The 22830-nt window shown below is 37.5% G+C and carries 24 protein-coding genes and 1 other annotated feature; of the genes, 20 read left to right on the forward strand and 4 right to left on the reverse strand.

Annotation, left to right across the window (positions count from 1 at the left end):
- Positions 1 to 4: 4 nt before the first annotated feature.
- Complete coding sequence (locus tag AC0NJG_RS04565; RefSeq protein ID WP_000812938.1) at positions 5 to 1291, reverse strand: replication-associated recombination protein A; 1287 nt, start codon at positions 1289 to 1291, stop codon at positions 5 to 7.
- A gap of 292 nt (positions 1292 to 1583) precedes the next feature.
- On the opposite strand from AC0NJG_RS04565, the gene cymR reads away from it, so the two are divergent.
- The 7 genes from cymR (at position 1584) to AC0NJG_RS04600 (ending at position 7980) form a co-directional block, all read left to right on the forward strand.
- Positions 1584 to 2000 carry a cysteine metabolism transcriptional regulator CymR gene (cymR, locus tag AC0NJG_RS04570; RefSeq protein WP_000704116.1) on the forward strand — a complete coding sequence of 139 codons (417 nt, stop codon included), beginning with the start codon at positions 1584 to 1586 and terminating at the stop codon, positions 1998 to 2000.
- A 35-nt stretch (positions 2001 to 2035) separates the two neighbouring features.
- A complete protein-coding gene (locus AC0NJG_RS04575) occupies positions 2036 to 3181 on the forward strand; it encodes a cysteine desulfurase family protein (RefSeq protein WP_087995434.1) in 1146 nt (381 codons plus the stop codon).
- A gap of 16 nt (positions 3182 to 3197) precedes the next feature.
- Positions 3198 to 4313 carry a tRNA 2-thiouridine(34) synthase MnmA gene (mnmA, locus tag AC0NJG_RS04580; protein ID WP_087954229.1) on the forward strand — a complete coding sequence of 372 codons (1116 nt, stop codon included), beginning with the start codon at positions 3198 to 3200 and terminating at the stop codon, positions 4311 to 4313.
- A 110-nt stretch (positions 4314 to 4423) separates the two neighbouring features.
- Entirely contained in the window at positions 4424 to 5083 is a 660-nt protein-coding gene (locus AC0NJG_RS04585; protein WP_087954230.1) for a tetratricopeptide repeat protein, read from the forward strand.
- Between the two features lie 97 nt (positions 5084 to 5180).
- Positions 5181 to 7517, forward strand: a complete 2337-nt coding sequence (gene recD2 / locus AC0NJG_RS04590) for an SF1B family DNA helicase RecD2 (protein ID WP_474062894.1) — start codon at positions 5181 to 5183, stop codon at positions 7515 to 7517.
- Between the two features lie 127 nt (positions 7518 to 7644).
- Entirely contained in the window at positions 7645 to 7833 is a 189-nt protein-coding gene (locus tag AC0NJG_RS04595) for a hypothetical protein (RefSeq protein WP_000469281.1), read from the forward strand.
- An 18-nt stretch (positions 7834 to 7851) separates the two neighbouring features.
- Positions 7852 to 7980, forward strand: a complete 129-nt coding sequence (locus tag AC0NJG_RS04600) for a YrzQ family protein (protein WP_001053553.1) — start codon at positions 7852 to 7854, stop codon at positions 7978 to 7980.
- 35 nt (positions 7981 to 8015) lie between these two features.
- Here the strand turns inward: AC0NJG_RS04600 and AC0NJG_RS04605 are convergent, their stop codons facing one another.
- Positions 8016 to 8228 (reverse strand): hypothetical protein, encoded by a 213-nt coding sequence (locus AC0NJG_RS04605; RefSeq protein WP_000242555.1) that lies wholly within the window; start codon positions 8226 to 8228, stop codon positions 8016 to 8018.
- A 176-nt stretch (positions 8229 to 8404) separates the two neighbouring features.
- On the opposite strand from AC0NJG_RS04605, the gene AC0NJG_RS04610 reads away from it, so the two are divergent.
- A complete protein-coding gene (locus tag AC0NJG_RS04610; protein ID WP_000793117.1) occupies positions 8405 to 9472 on the forward strand; it encodes an AI-2E family transporter in 1068 nt (355 codons plus the stop codon).
- A gap of 58 nt (positions 9473 to 9530) precedes the next feature.
- On the opposite strand, the gene AC0NJG_RS04615 is transcribed toward AC0NJG_RS04610, so the two are convergent.
- Positions 9531 to 9854, reverse strand: coding sequence for a PH domain-containing protein (locus tag AC0NJG_RS04615; protein WP_474062895.1), 324 nt, complete (start codon positions 9852 to 9854; stop codon positions 9531 to 9533).
- 222 nt (positions 9855 to 10076) lie between these two features.
- Positions 10077 to 10296 (forward strand) — a binding site (T-box leader).
- Between the two features lie 40 nt (positions 10297 to 10336).
- On the opposite strand from AC0NJG_RS04615, the gene alaS reads away from it, so the two are divergent.
- From alaS to AC0NJG_RS04675, 12 genes are all read left to right on the forward strand, one after another.
- Complete coding sequence (gene alaS, locus AC0NJG_RS04620) at positions 10337 to 12979, forward strand: alanine--tRNA ligase (protein WP_000811832.1); 2643 nt, start codon at positions 10337 to 10339, stop codon at positions 12977 to 12979.
- Positions 12980 to 13055: 76 nt separating this feature from the next.
- On the forward strand, positions 13056 to 13322 hold the full coding sequence (locus AC0NJG_RS04625; RefSeq protein ID WP_000348590.1) for an IreB family regulatory phosphoprotein: 267 nt from the start codon (positions 13056 to 13058) through the stop codon (positions 13320 to 13322).
- Between the two features lie 3 nt (positions 13323 to 13325).
- Positions 13326 to 13739: a Holliday junction resolvase RuvX gene (ruvX, locus tag AC0NJG_RS04630; RefSeq protein ID WP_001221197.1), complete on the forward strand. Its 414-nt coding sequence runs from the start codon at positions 13326 to 13328 to the stop codon at positions 13737 to 13739.
- Positions 13740 to 13751: 12 nt separating this feature from the next.
- Positions 13752 to 14030 carry a DUF1292 domain-containing protein gene (locus tag AC0NJG_RS04635; protein ID WP_000392247.1) on the forward strand — a complete coding sequence of 93 codons (279 nt, stop codon included), beginning with the start codon at positions 13752 to 13754 and terminating at the stop codon, positions 14028 to 14030.
- A 215-nt stretch (positions 14031 to 14245) separates the two neighbouring features.
- Positions 14246 to 15316 carry an endolytic transglycosylase MltG gene (gene mltG, locus AC0NJG_RS04640; protein ID WP_087954234.1) on the forward strand — a complete coding sequence of 357 codons (1071 nt, stop codon included), beginning with the start codon at positions 14246 to 14248 and terminating at the stop codon, positions 15314 to 15316.
- A 202-nt stretch (positions 15317 to 15518) separates the two neighbouring features.
- Entirely contained in the window at positions 15519 to 16160 is a 642-nt protein-coding gene (locus AC0NJG_RS04645; protein ID WP_000389094.1) for an O-methyltransferase, read from the forward strand.
- 7 nt (positions 16161 to 16167) lie between these two features.
- Positions 16168 to 17097: a peptidase U32 family protein gene (locus tag AC0NJG_RS04650; RefSeq protein WP_000742781.1), complete on the forward strand. Its 930-nt coding sequence runs from the start codon at positions 16168 to 16170 to the stop codon at positions 17095 to 17097.
- Between the two features lie 18 nt (positions 17098 to 17115).
- Positions 17116 to 18396 carry a peptidase U32 family protein gene (locus tag AC0NJG_RS04655; protein ID WP_000217969.1) on the forward strand — a complete coding sequence of 427 codons (1281 nt, stop codon included), beginning with the start codon at positions 17116 to 17118 and terminating at the stop codon, positions 18394 to 18396.
- A 17-nt stretch (positions 18397 to 18413) separates the two neighbouring features.
- Positions 18414 to 19052, forward strand: coding sequence for a uridine kinase (gene udk, locus AC0NJG_RS04660; RefSeq protein ID WP_074601505.1), 639 nt, complete (start codon positions 18414 to 18416; stop codon positions 19050 to 19052).
- Positions 19053 to 19330: 278 nt separating this feature from the next.
- Positions 19331 to 19807: a transcription elongation factor GreA gene (gene greA / locus AC0NJG_RS04665; protein WP_000179963.1), complete on the forward strand. Its 477-nt coding sequence runs from the start codon at positions 19331 to 19333 to the stop codon at positions 19805 to 19807.
- A gap of 225 nt (positions 19808 to 20032) precedes the next feature.
- Positions 20033 to 21787: a peptidoglycan D,D-transpeptidase FtsI family protein gene (locus tag AC0NJG_RS04670; protein WP_087954236.1), complete on the forward strand. Its 1755-nt coding sequence runs from the start codon at positions 20033 to 20035 to the stop codon at positions 21785 to 21787.
- 116 nt (positions 21788 to 21903) lie between these two features.
- Positions 21904 to 22551, forward strand: coding sequence for a YrrS family protein (locus AC0NJG_RS04675; protein WP_087954237.1), 648 nt, complete (start codon positions 21904 to 21906; stop codon positions 22549 to 22551).
- Between the two features lie 37 nt (positions 22552 to 22588).
- On the opposite strand, the gene AC0NJG_RS04680 is transcribed toward AC0NJG_RS04675, so the two are convergent.
- Positions 22589 to 22804, reverse strand: a complete 216-nt coding sequence (locus AC0NJG_RS04680) for a YrzA family protein (RefSeq protein WP_000010984.1) — start codon at positions 22802 to 22804, stop codon at positions 22589 to 22591.
- Between the last annotated feature and the right edge of the window lie 26 nt (positions 22805 to 22830).

The raw sequence follows: 22830 nt of genomic DNA on the forward strand, positions 1-22830 counted from the left end.
TATGTTACCCTTTATTTTTCGTTTTATTCGAACTTTGTAATCTTTCATATACAGTAGAAAGTGCTTGCTCAAATTTCCCTGTCGTTTTCGGTTTATAATATTGTTTGTTTTTTATTTTATCAGGTAAGTATTGTTGTTGTACCCAGCCATTTGGATGGTCGTGTGGATATAAGTATCCAATGCCCCTTCCAAGTGATTCGGCACCTTTGTAATGACTATCTTTTAAATGACTTGGGATGTCGCCTGTTTGCCCGTTACGTAAATCGTGTAATGCAGCATCAAGTGCTTTATAAGCTGAGTTTGATTTTGGTGATAGGCAAAGCTCAATAACGGCATTTGCAAGTGGTATGCGTGCCTCTGGGAATCCAACGCGTTCAGCTGATTCTATAGCTGCTAGCGTACGTGGTCCAGCTTGTGGGCTAGCAAGTCCAATATCTTCATATGCCATAATAAGAAGACGTCTACCGATGCTTTGCAGGTCACCAGCTTCAATAAGGCGTGCTAAATAGTGAAGTGCTGCATTTACATCGCTTCCGCGCACCGATTTTTGAAATGCCGATAATACGTCATAATGAGCATCTCCGCCCTTGTCATGAACGAAGCTCTTTTTTTGTAAGCATTCTTCAGCGATTTCTAGCGTAATTTCCGCAGCTTTGTCATCAGTTGTAAAGCTAGATAAAACAGCTAGTTCAAGCGCATTATAAGCGGAACGCATATCTCCGCCTGATGCGTTTGCGAAGTGATGTAATGCCTCAGGCGTAACCGTTACATCATATTCTCCAAGACCTTTTTCTTTATCTTCAAGTGCTCGTTTTAAGCCAATTAAAAGATCGTCTTCTGTTAATGCGTGTAATTCGAAGATTTGACAACGACTTCGAATAGCAGAATTAATAGCATGGAACGGATTACTCGTCGTTGCACCGATCAAAGTAAGAAGCCCGCTTTCTAAATGAGGTAATAGAAAATCCTGTTTTGCTTTATCTAGACGATGTACTTCATCTAAAATTAAAACGAGGTGTCGATGCATCTTTGCCTCTTGTACGACAACTTCCATATCTTTTTTATTGTGAGTAACAGCGTTTAATAGGCGAAAAGGGGTTCCGGTACTTCCTGCAATTGCGCTCGCGATGGATGTTTTTCCAGTGCCTGGAGGGCCATATAAAATCATAGATTGAAAATGATTTGCTTGGACCATTCGCCATAAAATTTTTCCTTCACCAACTAAATGTTGTTGTCCGATAATTTCTTGAATATTTGTAGGGCGCATTCGATGTGCGAGTGGTTGTTTCATTTTTACCGTCTCCCTTAATGTATAATCTCTTTCTATCGTATCATTTTTTTTAGTGGAATTTGAAATAGGATGATGTTTTGTGGGAAAAATGTATATGAATATTTTCATTTTTCTTTCAATTGTAATAATTTCCGAGTTTTTCAATGTGATTTTATGTTATCATTTTGATACACAAGTTGAAATTTCTTATAATACTATATTATGCTATAATTTCATAGGATTTTAAATTGTGTTCTTTTATAAATAAGATATAACCAATAGAAGTGAAAATTTGAAAAGAGGTGCAAAATAGATGAAGATTTCAACGAAAGGCCGCTACGGCTTAACAATTATGATCGATCTTGCAAAAAAGTTTGGTGAAGGTCCGATTTCATTAAAATCAATTGCGCAGGCACATGACTTATCGGAACATTACTTAGAGCAGTTAATTTCACCACTTCGTAATGCTCGTCTAGTAAAGAGTACGCGCGGGGCATATGGCGGATATGTATTATCTGATCAACCAGCTAACATTACAGCTGGGGATGTAATCCGTGTATTAGAGGGTCCGATTAGCGTTGTAGAAATGATAGAAGAAGAAGAACCAGCACAACGCCAATTATGGATGCGTGTTCGTGATGCGGTGCAAGAAGTGTTAGATAGTACAACGTTAGAAGATTTAGTACGTTATGAGGAAGAAAATCACGGGGGCTATATGTTTTACATTTAATTCCTTGTGAAACGATTTGGAAAGAAGGAGATTTAATGGAACGCATTTACTTAGATCATGCTGCGACATCTCCGACTCACCCAGAAGTGGTCGAAAAGATGATTCCATATATGACAGAAACATTCGGAAACCCGTCTAGTATTCACTTTTATGGACGTCAAACGCGCCATGCAGTAGATGAGGCGAGACGCGCATGTGCACGTAGCATTCATGCGAATCCGAGTGAAATTATATTTACGAGCGGTGGTACGGAAGCTGATAATTTAGCGCTTATCGGTGTAGCGCGTGCAAACCGTCATAAAGGTAACCACATTATAACGACACAAATTGAACATCACGCAATTTTGCATACGTGTGAATTGTTAGAGCGTGAAGGATTTGAAGTGACATATTTACCTGTTGATGAAACAGGACGCGTTCAAGTTTCTGACATACAAAAGGCATTAACAGAAGAGACAATTCTCGTATCCGTTATGTTTGGGAATAATGAAGTTGGGACGATGCAACCAATTGCGGACATAGGTAAGCTGCTAAAAGAGCATCAAGCTTATTTCCATACAGATGCGGTACAAGCTTACGGTTTAGTAGAAATTAATGTGAAAGAGTTTGGTATTGATTTATTATCAATTTCAGCCCATAAAATTAACGGACCAAAAGGTGTCGGGTTCTTATACGCTGGTGCAAATGTGAAATTTGAACCGTTATTAATAGGCGGGGAGCAAGAAAGAAAACGCCGTGCTGGTACTGAAAATGTGCCGAGTATCGTTGGTTTGCAACATGCAATTTTGCTAGCTGAAAAAACTCGTGAGCAAAAAAATGCCCAATATGAAGAGTTTAAAGATATAATGGTATCTGTCTTCAAAAATGAAGAAATTATTTTCGAGGTAAACGGAAACTTAGAATATCGCTTACCACATGTGCTTAATATTAGTTTTACAGGAATGAACATTGAACCGTTTCTTGTAAACTTAGACTTAGCTGGCATTGCAGTATCAAGTGGTTCGGCTTGTACAGCTGGTTCGATTGATCCATCACATGTATTAGTGGCGATGTTCGGAAAAGACTCCGATCAAATACGTTCATCCGTACGCTTTAGTTTCGGACTTGGAAATACGAAAGAGCAAGTTGAGAAAGCGGCGTACGAAACAGTGAAAATCGTGAAGCGATTAACACAAAATTAGCATGGGAGGTGACATGATGAACAAACTACCTCACGAAACACGCGTTGTCATTGGGATGTCCGGTGGCGTCGATTCATCTGTAGCGGCTCTTTTATTAAAAGAGCAAGGTTATGATGTAATCGGAATTTTTATGAAAAACTGGGATGATACAGATGAGAATGGTGTCTGCACAGCAACAGAAGATTACAATGATGTAATCGAAGTATGTAACCAAATTGGTATTCCGTATTATGCAGTAAACTTTGAAAAACAATACTGGGATAAAGTATTTACGTACTTCTTAGATGAATACCGAGCTGGTCGTACACCAAACCCAGATGTAATGTGTAATAAAGAAATTAAATTTAAAGCATTTTTAGAGCATGCAATTGCCCTTGGTGCTGATTATGTAGCGACAGGCCATTATGCACGCGTTGCTTATATGGACAGCGAATATAAAATGCTTCGCGGCGTTGATGATAATAAAGACCAAACGTATTTCTTAAATCAATTAAGCCAAGAGCAATTATCAAAAACAATGTTCCCGCTTGGTGAACTGAAGAAACCACAAATTCGTGAAATGGCGAAAGAAGCTGGTTTAGCGACAGCGGCGAAGAAAGATAGTACTGGTATTTGCTTTATTGGTGAGCGTAACTTTAAAGATTTCTTAAGTAACTATTTACCAGCACAACCAGGTGTGATGCAAACATTATCTGGTGAAGTAAAAGGGAAGCATGACGGTTTAATGTACTATACAATTGGACAACGTCATGGGCTTGGTATTGGTGGTAACGGTGATCCGTGGTTTGCTGTTGGGAAAAACTTGAAAGAAAATATTTTATATGTTGATCAAGGATTCCATAACGAACTTCTATATGGTGATGAAGTTATTGCTACGAATGTTGGCTGGGTAAGTAATGAAGCGAAAGAAAAAGAATTTAAGTGCACAGCGAAATTCCGTTATCGTCAAGAAGACAATAAAGTAACGGTTCAAATCGTTGATGAAAATACAGTTCGTATTCTTTGTGACGAGCCAATTCGTGCAATTACACCAGGACAAGCAGTTGTTTTCTATGATGGAGATGAGTGCTTAGGCGGTGCTACAATTGATGAAGTGTACCGTAGCGGTAAGAAATTGGATTATTTAGGATAAAACGAGAAGCCTCTACCGATTCGCGGTTAGAGGTTTCTTTTACATAAGGCGAATTTTCGTTCGCTTAGAAAATACATTCTTTGTTATAATTTGTTGTAGAGGTGAAGGACATGTCAAACAAACTTGAAACAGGTATTCAATATATGCAAGAAGGAAACTGGGAAGAAGCTGCTAAAAATTTCACAGAAGCAATCGAAGAAAATCCGAAAGATGCGCTTGGATACGTTAATTTTGCGAACTTATTAGATGTACTAGGTGACAGTGAGAGAGCAGTTTTATTTTATAAACGTGCATTAGAGCTAGATGATAAATCTGCGGCTGCTTATTACGGATTAGGAAATGTATATTACGGTCAAGAGCAATTCGCAGAGGCGAAAGCTGTATTTGAACAAGCGATGCAAGCTGGATTACAATCAGCTGATGTAACATTTATGCTAGGTATTACACATGTGCAACTTGGAAATGATCGTCTTGCACTGCCGTTTTTACAAAGAGCAACAGAATTAGATGAAAACGATGTAGAAGCTGTGTTCCAGTGCGGACTTTGCTTTGCGCGACTAGAACATATTCAAGAGGCGAAACCTTACTTTGAAAAGGTATTAGAAATGGATGAAGAGCATGCGGATGCGTATTATAATTTAGGTGTTGCGTACGTATTTGAAGAAAATAACGAGAAGGCTCTTGCTTTATTTAAGAAAGCAACTGACATTCAGCCGGATCACTTTTTAGCTGGTAATGGTGTTCGTTTATTAGAGCAAGAAGCTGAATAAGATGAAAATATAGTTTAATGGGTAGTTATCCCTCATCTAAAGAGGTGGGGGATGTACTGCTCATTAAAGTGAAACGAATTCGGAAAGGAGAGGAAAGATGGGAAATCAACATGCAATGGATTTGTTTGAGGAAGAGAAAAAGTTTATAAAAGCGCAAGTTCTTCATACCATTTTCCACAACGAAGAAAACCTCTATTCCGTTGTCAGTATGAAAGTCATTGAAACGAATGAAACGTACGACGAAAAGAAAGTAATGATAAACGGTCATTTTCCCCGCATGCACGAAGATGAAGTGTTTACATTGACAGGTCATTTTAAAGACCATCCGAAGTATGGAAAACAATATATGGTTGAAACATTTAAGAAAGAATTGCCACAAACAAAAGCCGGTATGGTGCAATATTTAGCGAGTGATTTATTTAAAGGAATAGGAAAGCGTACAGCTGAAAAAATTGTAGATCATCTCGGAGAACATGCTATTTCTAAAATTATGGATGACCCTGAGGCATTAAATGGTGTTGTTAATAAACAAAAGGCTCAGGAAATATATGAGACAATTGTTGAACATCAAGGATTAGAGAAAGTAATGAGCTTTTTAAATGGCTACGGTTTTGGAACGAAACTTTCTATTAAGATTTACCAGCAATATAAAGAGATGACATTAGAAGTGATTCGTAATAACCCGTACCAACTTATCGAAGAAGTGGACGGGATTGGTTTTGGAAGAGCGGATGATATAGGGCGTGCGTTAGGGATATCGGGTAATCACGACGACCGTGTACGCGCAGGATGTTTTTACACGTTAGAGAATGTTTCACTGCAACTTGGTCACGTTTATATGAGGAAAGATCAACTTGTAAGAGAAACGATGTCACTTTTAAACAATCAAGAAGGAAAAGTGGCTGAGGAAGACGTTGTAGGCTGTATTGAAATGATGCAAAGTGAAGGGAAAGTCATCATAGAAGAAGAGCGAGTGTATTTAGCGACGCTGTTCTACTCTGAAAAAGGTGTTGTAAAGTCTATTCGCAGGCTTATGAATCAAGAAGAAATACCTTCATTTCCAGAAGCAGAAGTGTTAAAAACATTAGGTGAAATTGAAGAACAACTGAACGTACAATATGCACCGTTTCAGCAAGAAGCGATTCAAACGGCACTTCATAAACCGATGATGTTATTAACAGGTGGACCAGGAACAGGGAAAACAACAGTTATTAAAGGAATTGTTGAGATGTATGCTTCACTTCACGGGTTATCGTTAAATCCGAATGAATACAGTGATGATAATCCATTTCCGATATTATTAACGGCCCCAACAGGAAGAGCAGCGAAGCGAATGAGTGAATCAACAGGTCTTCCAGCTTGTACAATTCACCGTTTACTTGGCTGGACGCCAGAAGGGTCTTTCCAGCGTAATGAAACGGATCCGGTACAAGGGAAATTGCTCATTATTGATGAATTCTCAATGGTTGATATTTGGCTTGCAAATCAGCTATTTAAGTCATTGCCCACGAACATTCAAGTTATCGTTGTAGGAGATGAAGATCAATTGCCATCTGTAGGACCTGGACAAGTGCTGAAAGATTTATTGAATGCAGGTGCAGTTCCAACAGTAAAGCTTACTGAAATTTATCGTCAGGCGGAAGGCTCATCAGTTATTCAACTTGCCCATGCGATAAAAAATGGAACACTCCCGCCAGATTTAGCGCAAAATCAAAAAGATCGTTCATTTATCGGCTGTACAGGAGCTCAAATTGTTGAGGTTGTTAAAAAGGTTTGTGAAAATGCTAAGACAAAAGGATTTAGCGCAAGAGATGTACAAGTATTGGCCCCGATGTATCGTGGACCGGCCGGTATTAATGTATTAAACGAAGCGTTGCAAGAAGTGTTTAACCCGAAAAGGGAAAAGAGTAAAGAAATTGCTTACGGTGATGTTGTATACCGAAGAGGAGATAAAGTACTGCAACTCGTGAATCAGCCTGAGAGCCAAGTGTTTAATGGTGATATCGGAGAAATTGTTTCGGTGTTTTATGCGAAAGAAAACGTTGAGCAACAAGATATGATCATCGTTTCATTTGATGGAATTGAGGTAACATATACAAAGCCGGATTTAAATCAAATTACACATGCCTATTGCTGTTCGATTCATAAATCACAAGGCAGTGAGTTTCCGATTGTGATTATGCCGATAGTAAAAAGTTATAATCGTATGTTACGTCGTAATTTAATTTATACTGGTATTACAAGAAGTAAGAAGTTCCTTATTATTTGCGGGGAGGAAGCCGCTTTCCAGTCTGGTGTAAATCGCCTTGATGATGCAATGCGTCAAACGACTTTAGCTAATCGCTTGCAGGAATCACAAGGAGAAGTACAGATGGTAACAGTTAATGGCGAAGAAATGGACGTGGAAAACATTTCACCGTATGATTTCATGTAACAAGGTGAAATTATATAGTGAAACTTTCAAACGTATAACGTTGAAAGGCTCCAGTAATGTATAAATGAATGCGGTTTGGACATAATGGCGAATAGAATCTGGGAGACTGTAAGGAGATGAAAGCCATATGTTCATTTGTCCAAATTGCAAAGGGAAAGACATTGGAAAAATAGGTGTCAACCAATTTTATTGCTGGAATTGTTATATCGAATTATCGGTTTCAAAGGGGAAAATCCATACGCATCAAGTAGAAGAAGATGGTTCATTAAGCTCTCTTGATGATTTATTTGATGAGAATGAAAGAACGATCGGATAACGAAAAGGGGGATTTACTTTGAATCTACGCAATTCATTAATCGCATTAGGTGTTGGAGCGGCAGCATATCAATATGCTCGCAAACAAGATGTATTTTCAAAACGTAATATGAAAAAAGCACGTAAGATGATTAAATCTTATTTATAAGCGTAAAAAACTCCCTTCATCATAAGGGAGTTTTTTTATGCACTTGTATGCAAATATAAAAGTCCAATTTCAGAGAAGAGATAAGATAGACCGTAACATCCAACGCCAAGCATGCCGTAATGAAATAATTGCTTCGCTCTTTCTTTTCGTGAGGAACGAATAAAGAAACCTTTCCAAATACCAAATCCGATACAAACCCATTCAAGAATCATAAAAAGTGCTGATAATACGAGCATAAATAAAACCATTATGAGCCCTCCTGATTATATTGTTTCACGCTGCATTCTCAGGGATGGTTGTCCTTGTTATGTTATGTATATGTACGTCTTTACAAAACAGTATGGTCTGCACGAAAAGATTTTAAAACTTTTGCACATAACCTACCCTATTTATTTTCAAAATAAAGGTGGAGGAGGTTTTTCGTGTGAAGAATCTTAAAATCATTTGGATATATCGTTTAGGATTATTGTTACTTGTATTTCTTTGTCTGCTCGTCTTTTTAAAAATTAAGCCGCTATGGGCACCGATAATTTTTGTATGTAAAGTGGCCATTACACCGTTTCTTATTGCGTGTTTTATTGCGTATTTATTGCATCCTTTAATCGAAAAAATTCATAAGGAAGGGATGCCGCGCACACTCGCTATTTTGCTCATTTACATCCTTTTCTTTGGCGGGATTGGTTATGGAATTTATAAAGGAACGCCGGTTGTGATTAAGCAATTACAAGAAATCAATGAACAATTCCCGCAGTTTACAAAAATGTATGATTCTTGGATGGATGGTGTTACAGAACAAACAGCGAATTTCCCGTCATTTATTCATGAAAAGGTGAAACAAATTTTTGTCGGAGTAGAGACGAAGATACAAGCGCTTTTAAATAAAGTGATGAGCACAGCTCGTGGTGTACTAGATTCGTTACTCATTATTTTCTTAATTCCGTTCATTGTATTTTACATATTAAAAGATTACGGCGAGTTTTATCATATCTTTTGGAAACTAGTCCCGAGTAAGTGGCGGAGTACGGGGCAAATGTTGGCGAAAGAAATTGATAAGTCACTCGGAAGTTATATTCGCGGACAGTTATTCGTTTGTTTAGTATTAGGAGGAGTATCGGTTCTTTCTTTTTGGTTTATCGGTATGAAATATCCATTATTACTTGGCATCATCATCGGGATAACAGATATAATCCCATACTTTGGCCCTATTTTAGGGGCGATTCCAGCGTTGATGATTGCAGCAACGGTATCAACAAGTTTACTCATTAAAGCGGGGATTACAATTGCTATTTTGCAATTCGTAGAAAGTAACATTTTATCCCCTTATATCGTTGGTAAGTCGCTTCGCATGCATCCTGTTATTATTATGCTTGCATTATTAGTTGGGGGAGAAGTGGCAGGAATTGTAGGATTATTAATATCAGTTCCTATTTTAGCGGTCATTCGTACAGTGATCGTTCATGTAAGGCCTCTTTGGAAAAAAGAAGATGTGTAATAGGAAGGCCCTCTACTTATAAAAGTAGAGGGCTATCATTATTTAGAGAGCTGCTCGTTTATTTTTGAACGAGAGAGCTTACATCATTTGTTTGAATATGTTTTATTTTTTTCCATTCATTATCGTACATAAATATAATTTGATTGCTGAAAAGGCGTTTTTGTTCTTTTAGATTAGAAATTTTTGCGAAAGAGTACTCTTCAAATAATGGGTTCTTACTTACATCTGGTCCATAAAAGAAGAGGCGTTTGTTCGTTAAAATTAACAGGCCTGACCTTGCGACGGAACGATAAATAAATATATCTAGTGAACAGGCTACGTAAAACAATATTGTTTCATCAGTCGTTAACATATTTTTAGCTTTGTTCAATAAGGTTGTCATTATAAGCGCTCCTTTATTATTAATAATTTAATTATAACAAAAAATAAATATTCAGAAAAGTATGTAGAGGTAGTACAATTTATTCATACATGCATAATATATGAAAAGGCAGTTAAGAATGAATAATAGAATAGCTATGATTAATAAGTAATTGATATAATATAAATGATTATCTACATTGACAAACTTAAGAGAATTCTATTATATTTAGTCATATAATACATTAAATCAATGACGGAACAAGTACGTTACAGTCCATTTATAGAGAGAAGCTTCCATATGGCTGAAAGAAGCTTTAAATGAAGGGTAACAGAAAGCTAATCCTGAGAGCAGCTAATCACTGCCGTCTTGCCACGTTACGGCACCATGAGGTGATGAATTGATTGTTATAGTAATCAATTCATAATTAGGGTGGTATCGCGAGTTAACTCTCGTCCCTTTTATAGGGGCGGGAGTTTTTTATATTTAAGGAGGAAAATACAATGAAACAACTAACAGGCGCACAAATTCGTCAAATGTTTTTAGACTTTTTCCAAGAAAAAGGACATGCAGTAGAACCTAGTGCATCACTAGTTCCACATGAAGATCCATCTCTTCTATGGATTAACAGTGGTGTAGCAACATTAAAAAAATATTTTGATGGACGTGTAATCCCGCAAAATCCACGTATTACAAATGCTCAAAAATCAATTCGTACAAACGATATTGAAAACGTAGGGAAAACAGCTCGTCACCATACATTCTTTGAAATGTTAGGGAACTTCTCAATCGGTGATTACTTCAAAGAAGAAGCAATTACTTGGGCTTGGGAATTCTTAACGAGCGATAAATGGATTGGATTCGATAAAGAATTACTATCCGTTACAATCCATCCAGAAGATGAAGAAGCATTCACAATTTGGAATGAGAAAATGGGTGTTCCAAAAGAGCGCATCATCCGCTTAGAAGAAAACTTCTGGGATATCGGTGAAGGACCAAGTGGACCGAATACAGAAATTTTCTATGACCGCGGAGAAGCTTACGGTAATGACTTTAGTGACCCGGAATTATATCCAGGTGGAGAAAACGAGCGTTACTTAGAAGTATGGAACCTTGTATTCTCTCAATTTAACCATAATCCAGATGGTTCATATACACCACTTCCTAAGAAAAACATCGATACAGGGATGGGTCTAGAGCGTATGACATCTATCGTTCAAGATGTGCCTACAAACTTTGACACAGACTTATTCATGCCAATGATTGGTGCAACAGAAACAATCTCTGGTGAGAAATATCGTAATGGTGACTTAGAAAAAGATATGGCGTTTAAAGTAATTGCTGACCATATCCGTACAGTAACATTCGCTGTTGGTGACGGTGCTCTTCCATCTAATGAAGGCCGTGGTTATGTGTTACGTCGTTTATTACGCCGTGCTGTTCGTTACTCTAAGAAATTAAACATCAACCGTCCGTTCATGTTTGAATTAGTACCGGTTGTTGGAGAAGTAATGAAAGACTTCTATCCAGAAGTACTTGAAAAGAAAGATTTCATCGCAAAAGTTGTGAAAAATGAAGAAGAGCGTTTCCACGAAACACTTCATGATGGTGAAGCAATTTTAGCTGAAGTTATTGCAAAAGCGAAAGAAGAAAAAACAACTGTTATTTCTGGAGTAGATGCGTTCCGTCTATATGACACATACGGTTTCCCAATTGAATTAACAGAAGAATATGCAGAAGAAGCTGGTATGACAGTTGATCATGAAGGCTTTGAAAATGAAATGGAAAAACAACGTGAGCGCGCACGTGCTGCTCGTCAAGACGTTGATTCTATGCAAGTTCAAGGCGGTGTCCTTGGAGAAGTGAAAGTAGCGAGCGAGTTCGTTGGTTACGGTACGGTTGCAACAGAAAGTAACGTTGTTGCACTTGTGAAAAACGGTGAATACGCAGACAGCTTGCAAGCAGGTGAAGAAGGACAATTAATGCTTGATGTAACACCATTCTATGCTGAGAGCGGCGGACAAATTGCAGACCGTGGTTACCTTCTTGCTGACGGCGTGAAAGTTCTTGTAAAAGACGTACAAAAAGCACCAAACGGCCAAAACTTGCACAAAGTTGTAGTTGAAGAAGGTACATTAACGAAAGATGCGGCTGTAAAAGCTATTATCGATACGAAAAACCGTAGTAGCGTTGTGAAGAACCATACAGCAACTCACTTACTACACCAAGCGTTAAAAGACGTACTTGGAACGCACGTTAACCAAGCGGGTTCTCTTGTAACTTCTGAACGTTTACGCTTTGACTTCTCTCACTTTGGTCAAGTACAAGCTGACGAATTAGAAAAAATTGAGCGTATCGTAAACGAGAAAATTTGGGAAAGTATTGATGTTGAGATTTCTCAAAAAGCAATCGAAGAAGCGAAAGAAATGGGCGCAATGGCATTATTCGGTGAAAAATACGGTGATGTTGTACGCGTTGTACAAGTTGGCGACTATAGCTTAGAGCTTTGCGGTGGTTGTCACGTTGATAACACAGCTTCTATCGGTATTTTCAAAATCGTTGCTGAGTCTGGTATCGGTGCAGGAACTCGTCGTATTGAAGCAGTAACTGGTAAGTCTGCTTATGAATTAATGAACGATCAAGTAGGTTTATTAAAAGAAGCAGCAGGAAAAATGAAAACAAATCCGAAAGATATTTTAACAAGAGTTGATGGTCTATTTGCTGAAGTGAAACAACTGCAAAAAGAAAATGAATCTCTTGCAGCGAAATTAAGCAATATTGAAGCTGGAAACTTAACTGATTCAGTAATGACAGTTGATGGCGTGAACGTATTAGCGGCAAAAGTAAATGTTGCAGATATGAACAACTTACGTACGATGATGGATGACCTAAAAAATAAATTACAATCTGCAGTTGTCGTATTAGCGTCTGTAAATGATGATAAAGTAAACATCTTAGCTGGCGTAACGAAAGATTTAATTAGCCAAGGATACCATGCTGGTAAACTTGTGAAAGAAGTAGCTTCTCGTTGTGGCGGTGGCGGTGGTGGCCGTCCTGATATGGCACAAGCGGGCGGTAAAAACCCAGCGCAAGTTGAGGAAGCTTTAGCATTTGTACAAGAGTACGTTAAATCTGTTTCAAAATAAAGAGATAGTAGTGTACAATGGTAGGGAGAGGAGAAGTTCTTCTCCCTATACTTACTATATAAGTGAGGTGCTTGAAATGGACGGTTTTGATAAAACAATGAAGTTTAGCATTCAAGATGAAAAACAGAGTGTCCATGTAAATGATGTACTTTTAACTGTGTATGATGCACTTCAAGAAAAAGGCTATAATCCGATTAACCAAATCGTCGGTTACTTATTAAGTGGAGACCCAGCATACATACCTCGCCATAAAGATGCGCGAAGCATCATTCGCAAGCTTGAACGTGATGAATTAATTGAAGAGCTTGTGAAGTCTTACTTGAAACATCATCGTGAGGAGTAATTTATGCGGATATTAGGTTTAGATGTAGGTACAAAAACAGTCGGAGTTGCAATTAGTGACGAAATGGGCTGGACAGCACAAGGGCTTGAAACCATCAAGATTAATGAAGAACGAGGTCAATTTGGTTTTGACCGCATTTCTGAGTTAGTAAAACAGTATGATGTGGACAAGATAGTAGTAGGTTTACCTAAAAATATGAATGGTACAATTGGCCCGCGTGGTGAAGCATGCCAACAATTTGCAGAAAACCTACGAGAGCTGTTACAATTAGACGTTGTAATGTGGGACGAGCGTTTGTCAACGATGGCAGCGGAACGTCTACTCATTTCAGCCGATGTAAGCCGTAAGAAGCGAAAGCAAGTAATTGATAAGATGGCTGCAGTCGTAATCTTACAAGGATTTTTAGATAGTAAATAAGAGGTGACCAAAATGGAAGAAAATCAAATTACAATTGTAGACGAAAAAGGTAACGAACATTTATGTGAAATTATTTTCACTTTTGACGCTGAAAAATTTGGCAAAAAATCATACGTAGTCTTCTCTCCAATCGGTGAAGTAGACGAAGATGGAGACCAAATTTATGATGCAATGGCTTATGAGCAAAATGAAGAAGAGGGCGGAACTTTACTTCCAATCGAATCTGAAGAAGAGTGGGAAATGGTACAAGAAATGTTTAACACTCTAGCTGATGAGCAAGAAGCTGAATAATAAGTACTGAAAAGGTGGACGGTATATCGTCCGCCTTTTTTATATGTAAAATGAAAGATTTTTTGTCGAAACTGCGCAATCCTTTGTAGTATAATGAGACGGATTGTAGAAAATAAAGTATCTGTCAAAAATGATAGGTAAATGTATTGTGATTTTTCATCGTGTTGTATAGAAAGATGTACATATGGCCTACAATTGAATAAGGAGGAAGAGTTTTGGTAGAGAATCAAGTGAAAAAGAAGCGTAGACGCATTGTTTTATTCTCGATAATTGCACTGCTTTTAGTTTGTGGTTCAGTCTATGCGTATATTTCATCCGCATTAGGACCAGTTGATAGCGGGAATAAAAAAGAGATTGAAGTAGAAATTCCGAAAGGATCATCTACTAGTAAAATTGGTGAGATTTTAGAAGAAAAAGGTGCTGTGAAAAACGGTACAGTTTTTAGTTTTTATACAAAGGCTAAATCTAAAAATTTACAAGCGGGTACATATTTATTAAATCCTTCAATGAGTGCAAAAGATGTTATTGAGCAAATGTCATCTGGTAATGTACATCGTCCAGCTCTTTATAAAGTGACGATAAAAGAAGGAGCACAAGTAACCGAAATTGCAGAGTCAATTGCGACAGAGTTAAAGTGGAATAAAGATGATGTTGTGCGTCAATTAAACGATAAAGCATTTATTCAAAAAATGCAGCAGAAGTATCCAAAGTTGTTAACCGATAAAATCTTTGATAGCAATATTAAATATCCATTAGAAGGTTATTTATATCCTGCGACGTACTCTTTCTATAAAAAAGATACGACGTTAGAAGAAATTCTCATTCCAATGCTGGAAAAAACGAATGCAATCATTGTTCAAAATGAGGCAAAAATGAAAGCGAAAAACTGGGATGTTCATCAGCTTTTAACATTGTCTTCACTTATTGAAGAAGAGGCAACAGGCTTTACAGATCGTCAAAAGATCTCTAGTGTCTTTTATAATCGTTTAGCAAAAGGTATGCCTCTACAAACGGATCCAACGGTATTATATGCACTTGGAAAGCATAAACAACGTGTATTATACGAAGATTTAAAGATAAACTCACCGTACAATACGTATGTTGTGAAAGGATTGCCGGTGGGCCCGATTGCAAACTCTGGTAAACATTCAGTGGAAGCAGCGTTAGAGCCTGCGCAAACAGATTATTATTATTTCTTAGCTGCACCAACTGGTGAAGTGTACTATGCGAAAACATTGGAAGAGCATAATGCACTAAAGCAAAAATATATTACGAAAAAACAGTGAAATGGGGAGGGGTAGCGAAAAAGGTCGCGCATCCCTCTTTTTTGTGGTAAAATATATCGGGTTAAAAACTGGCAGAAGAATCGTTTTTAATATCAAAACGGGACGTACAAGCTAAGGGTGAAGCTGGCTTGTATTTTTATTGCATTCTATGTGTGAAAAGACGTCATAGAGGCACTTCTCCATGTAAATAAGGAGGACCATTATGGAGGATGCAGTTAACGAGTACCTATTATCATTTATTGATCCGAAAGATAAGTTAATTCTTGAAATGGAAGACTATGCGAAAGAAAATCATGTGCCAATTATGGATCGACTTGGAATGGAATTTATGTTGCAATTTTTACGTTTAATTGGACCGAAGAGCATTTTAGAGCTAGGTACAGCAATTGGCTATTCTAGTATTCGTATGATGCAAGCTATTCCAAATTCTCGCATTGTGACAGTTGAGCGCAATCGAGAGCGATATGAAAAAGCACTTGAATATATAGAACGTTCACCAGTTAAAGAGCGTATTTCCGTTATTTACGGTGATGCGTTAGAAACAGGCGAGCAAGTAGAAGAACATGGAACATTTGACGTTATTTTTATTGATGCAGCAAAAGGACAATATCGTCGCTTTTTTGACTTATATGAACCGTTATTAAATCCTGGTGGCGTAATTATTTCAGATAATGTGATGTACCATGGCCTTGTAACGACAAAAGAGAAAATTGAAAACAGACGTACACGTGGTTTAATCCGTCGTATTAAGACGTACAATGAATGGCTTATGAACCATGAAGGATATGATACAACGATTTTCCCAATTGGTGATGGAGTAGCTGTTAGTAAAAAGAGAGGGTGACCAAGGTATGAAGAAACCAGAATTGTTAGTAACGCCAAAAGCGGTGGCGGATATCGAACCTCTTGCGAAAGCAGGAGCAGATGCGGTAATGATCGGTGAACAAAAATTTGGTTTACGTTTAGCAGGGGAATTTTCACGTGAAGATGTGAAACAAGCTGTGAAGATTGCACATGAAAATGGTGTAAAAGTATACGTAGCAATGAACGCTATGTTCCACAACGATAAAGTAGAAGAATTAACAGATTATGTTGCATTTTTAAACGAAGTACATGTAGATGCAATTGTTTTCGGAGATCCAGCAGTATTAATGGCGGTTCGTGAAGTAGCGCCAAATATGCAATTGCACTGGAATACAGAAACAACAGCAACAAACTGGTTTACTTGTAACTACTGGGGACAAAGAGGAGCAAAACGTGCTGTATTAGCTCGCGAGCTTAGCTTAGATGAAATTGTTGAATTAAAAGAAAATGCTGAAGTGGAACTTGAAGTGCAAATTCACGGTATGACTTGTATGTTCCAATCGAAGCGTTCGTTAGTAGGAAACTACTTTGAGTATCAAGGACGTCATCTTGACATCGAAAAGAAAAAATATGAAGAGAATATGTTCTTATATGACCCAGAGCGTAACAATAAATATCCAATTTATGAAGATGAAAATGGTACTCACATTATGAGTCCAAATGATATTTGTTTCATCGATGAGTTAGAAGAGCTGATTGATGCTGAAATTGATAGCTTAAAAGTTGATGGTGTACTAAAAAGCTCTGCATACATTATTGAGGTAACGAAGAAATACCGTAAAGCAATTGATTTATGTGTAGAAGATCGTGATGCGTATTATGACGTGAAAGACGACTTATATAAAGAGATAGAAGAAATGCAACCGGTGAATCGTCCGTTAGATACAGGATTCTTCTTTAAAGAGACGGTTTACTAAACGAGGAGGGTGTAGGAAATGACTGTACAAGAAATTTCACGAGTGATCGATGGCAAACGCGTTATTGTGAAGAAACCTGAACTGTTAATCCCTGCGGGTAACTTAGAAAAATTAAAAGTAGCTATCCATTATGGGGCAGATGCTGTATATTTAGGTGGACAAGAATTTGGTCTTCGTTCAAATGCAGGTAACTTTACACTGGAAGAAATGGCAGAAGGTGTGGAATTTGCAAAGAAATATGGAGCAAAAATATATGTAACAACAAATATCTTTGCACATAATGAAAATATGGACGGGCTAGAGGAATATTTAAAAGGGATTGAAAAAGCTGGCGTAACGGGAATTATCGTTGCTGATCCGCTTATCATTGAGACTTGTAAACGTGTAGCGCCTTCTGTTGAGGTGCATTTAAGCACACAGCAATCACTATCCAACTGGAAAGCAGCACAGTATTGGAAAGAAGAAGGTTTACATCGTCTTGTATTAGCTCGTGAAGCAAGCTATGAAGAAATGAAAGAGATTAAAGAAAAAGTGGATATTGAAATTGAAGCATTCGTCCATGGTGCAATGTGTATCGCATATTCAGGAAGATGTACGCTAAGTAACCATATGACAGCGCGTGACTCTAACCGTGGTGGTTGTTGTCAATCTTGTCGCTGGGACTATGATTTAGTTCAAACAGTATCACAACATAAAGATGCAAAAGAGCTTCCTCTATTCCAAGAAGAAGATGCTCACTTTGCAATGAGTCCAAAAGACTTAAATTTAATTTTATCAATTCCGAAAATGATTGAAATTGGAATTGATAGCTTAAAAGTTGAAGGACGTATGAAATCAATCCATTACGTAGCGACTGTAGCGACAGTATACCGTAAAGTAATTGATGCATATTGTGCGGATCCGGATAACTTTGAGTTTAAACAAGAATGGTTAGATGAGCTTGATAAATGTGCAAATCGTGATACAGCTCCTGCATTCTTTGAAGGGGTTCCAGGACATCAAGAGCAAATGTTTGGAAATCATAGTAAGAAAACAACGTATGATTTCGCTGGTTTAGTGTTAGATTATAATGAAGAAACGGGCATCGTAACGATTGAGCAACGTAATCATTTCAAACCAGGACATGAAGTGGAGTTCTTTGGGCCAGAAATAGAAAACTTTACGCAAACGGTGGAGAAAATTTGGGATGAGGATGGAAACGAATTAGATGCAGCGAGACATCCGTTGCAAATCGTGAAATTCAAAGTGGATCAACCAGTGTATGTGAATAATATGATGCGCAAAAGCATACTTCAATAAGAAAGAGTGATAGTCGAATGGGGACGAATAAGCCTGTTGTAATTGGAATTGCTGGTGGTTCAGGGTCAGGTAAGACAAGTGTAACGAAAGCGATTTTTGACCATTTTAAAGGTCATTCCATTTTAATCTTAGAGCAAGATTATTATTACAAAGATCAAAGCCATTTACCAATGGAAGAGCGTTTAAAAACAAATTATGATCATCCATTAGCGTTTGATAATGATTTGTTAATTGAACATTTGCAGCAGTTGCTTGCATATAAACAAGTAGATAAACCTGTATATGACTATACATTGCATACGCGTTCAGATGAAATTATTCCAGTTGAGCCGAAAGATGTAATCATTTTAGAAGGAATTCTTATTTTAGAAGACCCGCGTCTTTGTGAGTTAATGGACATTAAGTTATTCGTTGATACAGATGCTGACCTTCGTATTTTACGCCGCATGCAGCGTGATATTAAAGAACGTGGTCGTACGATGGATTCAGTTATTGATCAATACGTAAATGTTGTACGTCCAATGCACAATCAATTTATTGAGCCTTCTAAGAAATTTGCGGATATTATTATCCCTGAAGGTGGACAAAACCATGTTGCAATTGATATTATGGTTACAAAAATTGCAACAATTCTTGAACAAAAAGTAAATTTGTAATAGCATAGTAAAAGATATACGATAGGAAGGGATTTTTTCCCTTCCTATCGAATACAATGAAACATGCAACCTCATCTATATTTAGGTGAGGGCATATTTATATCAACTTTCCATACATATCTTCTTTATATAAAGAAGAATTGGGAATACGGGGTTGTATGTGACAACTCCGCTAGTACAGGCGTGCTAGAAACCTCCGCTCTACATATAAGCGGGGGAGTTTTCATATGGAACTCCTCTTTTTTTCGGGGGATTGGTATATAAAAGGAGTGGAAAATATGGCAACAGAAAAAACATACCCTATGACGCAAGAGGGTAAGCAAAAGCTAGAGAACGAACTTGAGGATTTAAAAACGGTAAAACGTAAAGAGGTTGTAGAGCGCATTAAGATTGCACGTAGCTTCGGAGATCTTTCTGAGAACTCTGAGTATGATGCAGCGAAAGATGAGCAAGCGTTCGTAGAAGGACGTATTACACAATTAGAAAACATGATTCGTAACGCAGTTATCATTACAGATAACGGTGAAGAATCTACAGTTGTTACATTAGGTAAAACAGTAACATTTAAAGAACTACCAGATGGAGATGAAGAAGCTTACACAATCGTAGGTAGCGCAGAAGCAGATCCATTTGAAGGAAGAATTTCTAACGATTCTCCAATCGCAAAAAGCTTATTAGGTAAGCAAATTGGCGAAAAGGTAGCAATCCAAACTCCAGGTGGAGAAATGCAAGTAGAGATTATCTCTGTAAAATAAAAAAAGATTCTCCTATCGGGAGAATCTTTTTTCTGTAGAATTTTATCCCGCATTAACGGGCAGTAAGACCCTCACCTCAAACTTCAGTGGAAGCAAAGAAGTTAGGTGTGGGTCGGGCTGATAATCAGTGGGGGATGAACAAAACCCTCACTGATTAAAGTTTCACTTTATTTGTATAAAAAATGAAACACTCCGTCCAAACTATAGTAGACGAGGTGTTTTTTTATGAAAATAAAACAGAGAATTACAATTGTTTTAATTTGTTTTATATGTGTCATGTTTATGTTACTTTGTCGTTTAATTCAAATACAAATTATAGATACGGAATCATTTACGGATCATAAGATTAATTTAATTGAAAAAAGTGTTACACAACGGACGCAATCCATTACGGTAGATGATGGACGCGGCCATTTTATAGATCGTAATGGTAAGGAGATAGGTGAGAAAAAGTATCCTGTTTTAATTGTTTTTCCATTTCTACAATTAAAAAATGACATGTTGGAGAAAATTTCGCATATCATTGGTATGTCGAGACAAGAGATTGAAAGTCAAATGAAACATAAGAAAAGTGCATTTATCCTGCAAAGAGGAAATGAACCACTTCGCTTGGAACGAGAGCAGATGGAGAAGGTGAATCAATTAAATGTATTAGGCATTGTAGCAGCTGAAGTTCGTCTGCGGCAAACTAGCGTGATGAATCATTTAATTGGTGATGTGGGTGAGAATGAACGAGAATTTCAAAAACGATACGGAGAAGTAAGAAAAATTTCAAAACAAACATCGATTGGCATTTCAGGATTGCAGCAATCTTTTGATGAATTTCTTTTGACCGATGGAGAGGCAAAAGTATTGTATCAAGTGGACCGGCAAGGAGAACCGATTTTTGGAAAACAAGCGAAATATACATCGCCTGGAAATCCGTTTTATCCAGTGACGATTCAAACTACTTTACATAACGAGTTACAGAAAAAAGCAGAAGAAGTAGTTGAAGCAAGTGAAATTAAGAAGGGAGGAGTAGTGCTACTTGATGTAAAGAAAAATGAAATTTTAGCAATGGTTAGCAAACCATCTTTACAGGTGAAAGATGAGAGTTTATATAAAACTACACTTGAAAATCAAATGTTAACACCACATTTTCCCGGTTCTGTTTTTAAAACAATAATTGCGGCGGCAGCGATTGATCAAAATGAAAATGTTTTTAATCGCGTATTTAATTGTAATAAAGATTTATATGGTGAAGATCACCCACAAGTTAAGATGGGGACACTTAGTTTTAAAGAGAGCTTTGCTAGAAGCTGTAACAGGACATTTTCAGAGTTAGGCAATGAGTTAATACAAAAGGATACGATGGTGTTAGAAACTTATGTAGCGGCTTTAGGAGGCGCTGAGAAGGTTGGATGGAGAGGTTCTGTATTTCATACAACTCATTTTGAGCAAATGCCAGAGGAGAAGAGTGTTACGATTTGGGGGAGTGAAGGAAATAAGAATAGTAAAAAAGCGGTAGCGCAAACAGCAATTGGACAGAAAGATGTACGTATGTCACCTCTAGCGATTGCAAATATGATGGCGACGATTGCTAGAGGGGGAGAAAAGATGGAAGTGAAAGCTGTTGAAAAAATAATGTATAAAAATGGAACGAATTTTTATACATTTGAAGACCATACATTAGGTGGAAAACAGCTTTCATATGAAACAGTGAAAACATTACAACAGTTATTAAGGAGCGTTGTAACAACGGAGAAAGGCACAGGATCAGCATTCAAGTCGTTACCACTAAGTGTCGCTGGAAAATCTGGGACAGCACAAACAGGAAAAGGAACGAAAGAGAATCGATGGTTTGCAGGTTATTTTCCATATGAAAATCCAAGGTATGCTTTAGTTGTCGTGGATATAGAAACGAATAGCGATGTAAATAAAGTTACACCTATTTTCAAATCTATCGTAGAATCAATCTATAGATTTGAGAATGAAAAGTAATCTTGCAATTCACAGTAAAATGTTTTCATTTCATGAAAATATTATTGTAAATGTTCAACCTTTCTAGATTTAATGTTACAATAGCAAGTATGAAAAACTGCATGGAGGTTTGAAGAATGGCAGGAGGATCTAGATTCCAACAGAAACAACAAAAACGTCGTCAAAACGGTGTTTTAAATATTGCAATTGCTATTGTACTAGTAGCAGTAGCTATTGTAGCATACCAATTGTTTGTTCCTGACACGAAAGAGCAAGCGTCTTCTAGCGATAAAAAGGTAGCTCAGCAAACAACGAAAGAGAATAAGTCTGAGAAAGCTAAAGGCAAAGAAGAGACGAAGAAGAATGAACAAGAGAAAACAGAGGCTAAGAAGAAAGAAGAAGAGAAGCTAAAGGCTGAAGAAGAACAGAAAAAAGCTGAAGAAGAAGCGAAAGCTAACGAGAAAATACCAGCTGAAAAAACACAGTCAAAGGCAACTGACGCTTATACGAAACCTTCTTGGAAGCCAGTAGGCACAGAGCAAGGTGCAACACCTGCGATGACGTTTAAAAAAGGTACAGCAGATTGGAATGAGATGAATCAAGCGATTTCAGCTGCAATTGATGTTCCAGTAGAGCAATTAATTATTCATCGAATCGGAAATAACGGTAAGAATAAAGCTTACGGAAACGTACAGGATAAACAAACAGGTAAAAGATATTATGTAAATATTGATTGGGTAGACAATGAGGGCTGGAAACCAGTACTTGTTCAAACCCTAAACTAAAAAAAGAGAAGCTCCTTAGGAGCTTCTCTTTTTTTAGTTAGCGTAATTTCTTTAATTTAAAATGAACAACCGCGCTATAATATGGTCTTTTACTTTCAGGATCCATAACCATTTGATGAGAGATGTGATGAACTTCAAGCATAAGTGCTTTATTATTATCGATTTGTTCACTGATTTTTCGTTCTAAAGAAGCTAAGTCTCCCGCTTCAAAAAATTCTACTTTATCTTCTAACATTTCAAAGGTAAATGACATGAAGACGGCCCCTCTCCTATGTAATC

It is taken from the genome of Bacillus sp. SSR7, assembly GCF_055902415.1.

Bases quoted from the DNA above. Each gene is read 5' to 3' on its own strand.
- AC0NJG_RS04655 (WP_000217969.1), top strand. From the start codon at position 17,116: ATGACTGTACAAGAAATTTCACGAGTGATCGATGGCAAACGCGTTATT.
- AC0NJG_RS04625 (WP_000348590.1), top strand. From the start codon at position 13,056: ATGGACGGTTTTGATAAAACAATGAAGTTTAGCATTCAAGATGAAAAA.
- ruvX (WP_001221197.1), top strand. From the start codon at position 13,326: ATGCGGATATTAGGTTTAGATGTAGGTACAAAAACAGTCGGAGTTGCA.
- AC0NJG_RS04670 (WP_087954236.1), top strand. From the start codon at position 20,033: ATGAAAATAAAACAGAGAATTACAATTGTTTTAATTTGTTTTATATGT.
- AC0NJG_RS04595 (WP_000469281.1), top strand. From the start codon at position 7,645: ATGTTCATTTGTCCAAATTGCAAAGGGAAAGACATTGGAAAAATAGGT.
- cymR (WP_000704116.1), top strand. From the start codon at position 1,584: ATGAAGATTTCAACGAAAGGCCGCTACGGCTTAACAATTATGATCGAT.
- AC0NJG_RS04575 (WP_087995434.1), top strand. From the start codon at position 2,036: ATGGAACGCATTTACTTAGATCATGCTGCGACATCTCCGACTCACCCA.
- AC0NJG_RS04585 (WP_087954230.1), top strand. From the start codon at position 4,424: ATGTCAAACAAACTTGAAACAGGTATTCAATATATGCAAGAAGGAAAC.
- mnmA (WP_087954229.1), top strand. From the start codon at position 3,198: ATGAACAAACTACCTCACGAAACACGCGTTGTCATTGGGATGTCCGGT.
- AC0NJG_RS04615 (WP_474062895.1), bottom strand. From the start codon at position 9,854: ATGACAACCTTATTGAACAAAGCTAAAAATATGTTAACGACTGATGAA.
- AC0NJG_RS04645 (WP_000389094.1), top strand. From the start codon at position 15,519: ATGGAGGATGCAGTTAACGAGTACCTATTATCATTTATTGATCCGAAA.
- AC0NJG_RS04680 (WP_000010984.1), bottom strand. From the start codon at position 22,804: ATGTCATTTACCTTTGAAATGTTAGAAGATAAAGTAGAATTTTTTGAA.
- AC0NJG_RS04605 (WP_000242555.1), bottom strand. From the start codon at position 8,228: ATGGTTTTATTTATGCTCGTATTATCAGCACTTTTTATGATTCTTGAA.
- AC0NJG_RS04565 (WP_000812938.1), bottom strand. From the start codon at position 1,291: ATGAAACAACCACTCGCACATCGAATGCGCCCTACAAATATTCAAGAA.
- AC0NJG_RS04650 (WP_000742781.1), top strand. From the start codon at position 16,168: ATGAAGAAACCAGAATTGTTAGTAACGCCAAAAGCGGTGGCGGATATC.
- alaS (WP_000811832.1), top strand. From the start codon at position 10,337: ATGAAACAACTAACAGGCGCACAAATTCGTCAAATGTTTTTAGACTTT.
- greA (WP_000179963.1), top strand. From the start codon at position 19,331: ATGGCAACAGAAAAAACATACCCTATGACGCAAGAGGGTAAGCAAAAG.
- AC0NJG_RS04635 (WP_000392247.1), top strand. From the start codon at position 13,752: ATGGAAGAAAATCAAATTACAATTGTAGACGAAAAAGGTAACGAACAT.
- udk (WP_074601505.1), top strand. From the start codon at position 18,414: ATGGGGACGAATAAGCCTGTTGTAATTGGAATTGCTGGTGGTTCAGGG.
- AC0NJG_RS04675 (WP_087954237.1), top strand. From the start codon at position 21,904: ATGGCAGGAGGATCTAGATTCCAACAGAAACAACAAAAACGTCGTCAA.
- recD2 (WP_474062894.1), top strand. From the start codon at position 5,181: ATGGGAAATCAACATGCAATGGATTTGTTTGAGGAAGAGAAAAAGTTT.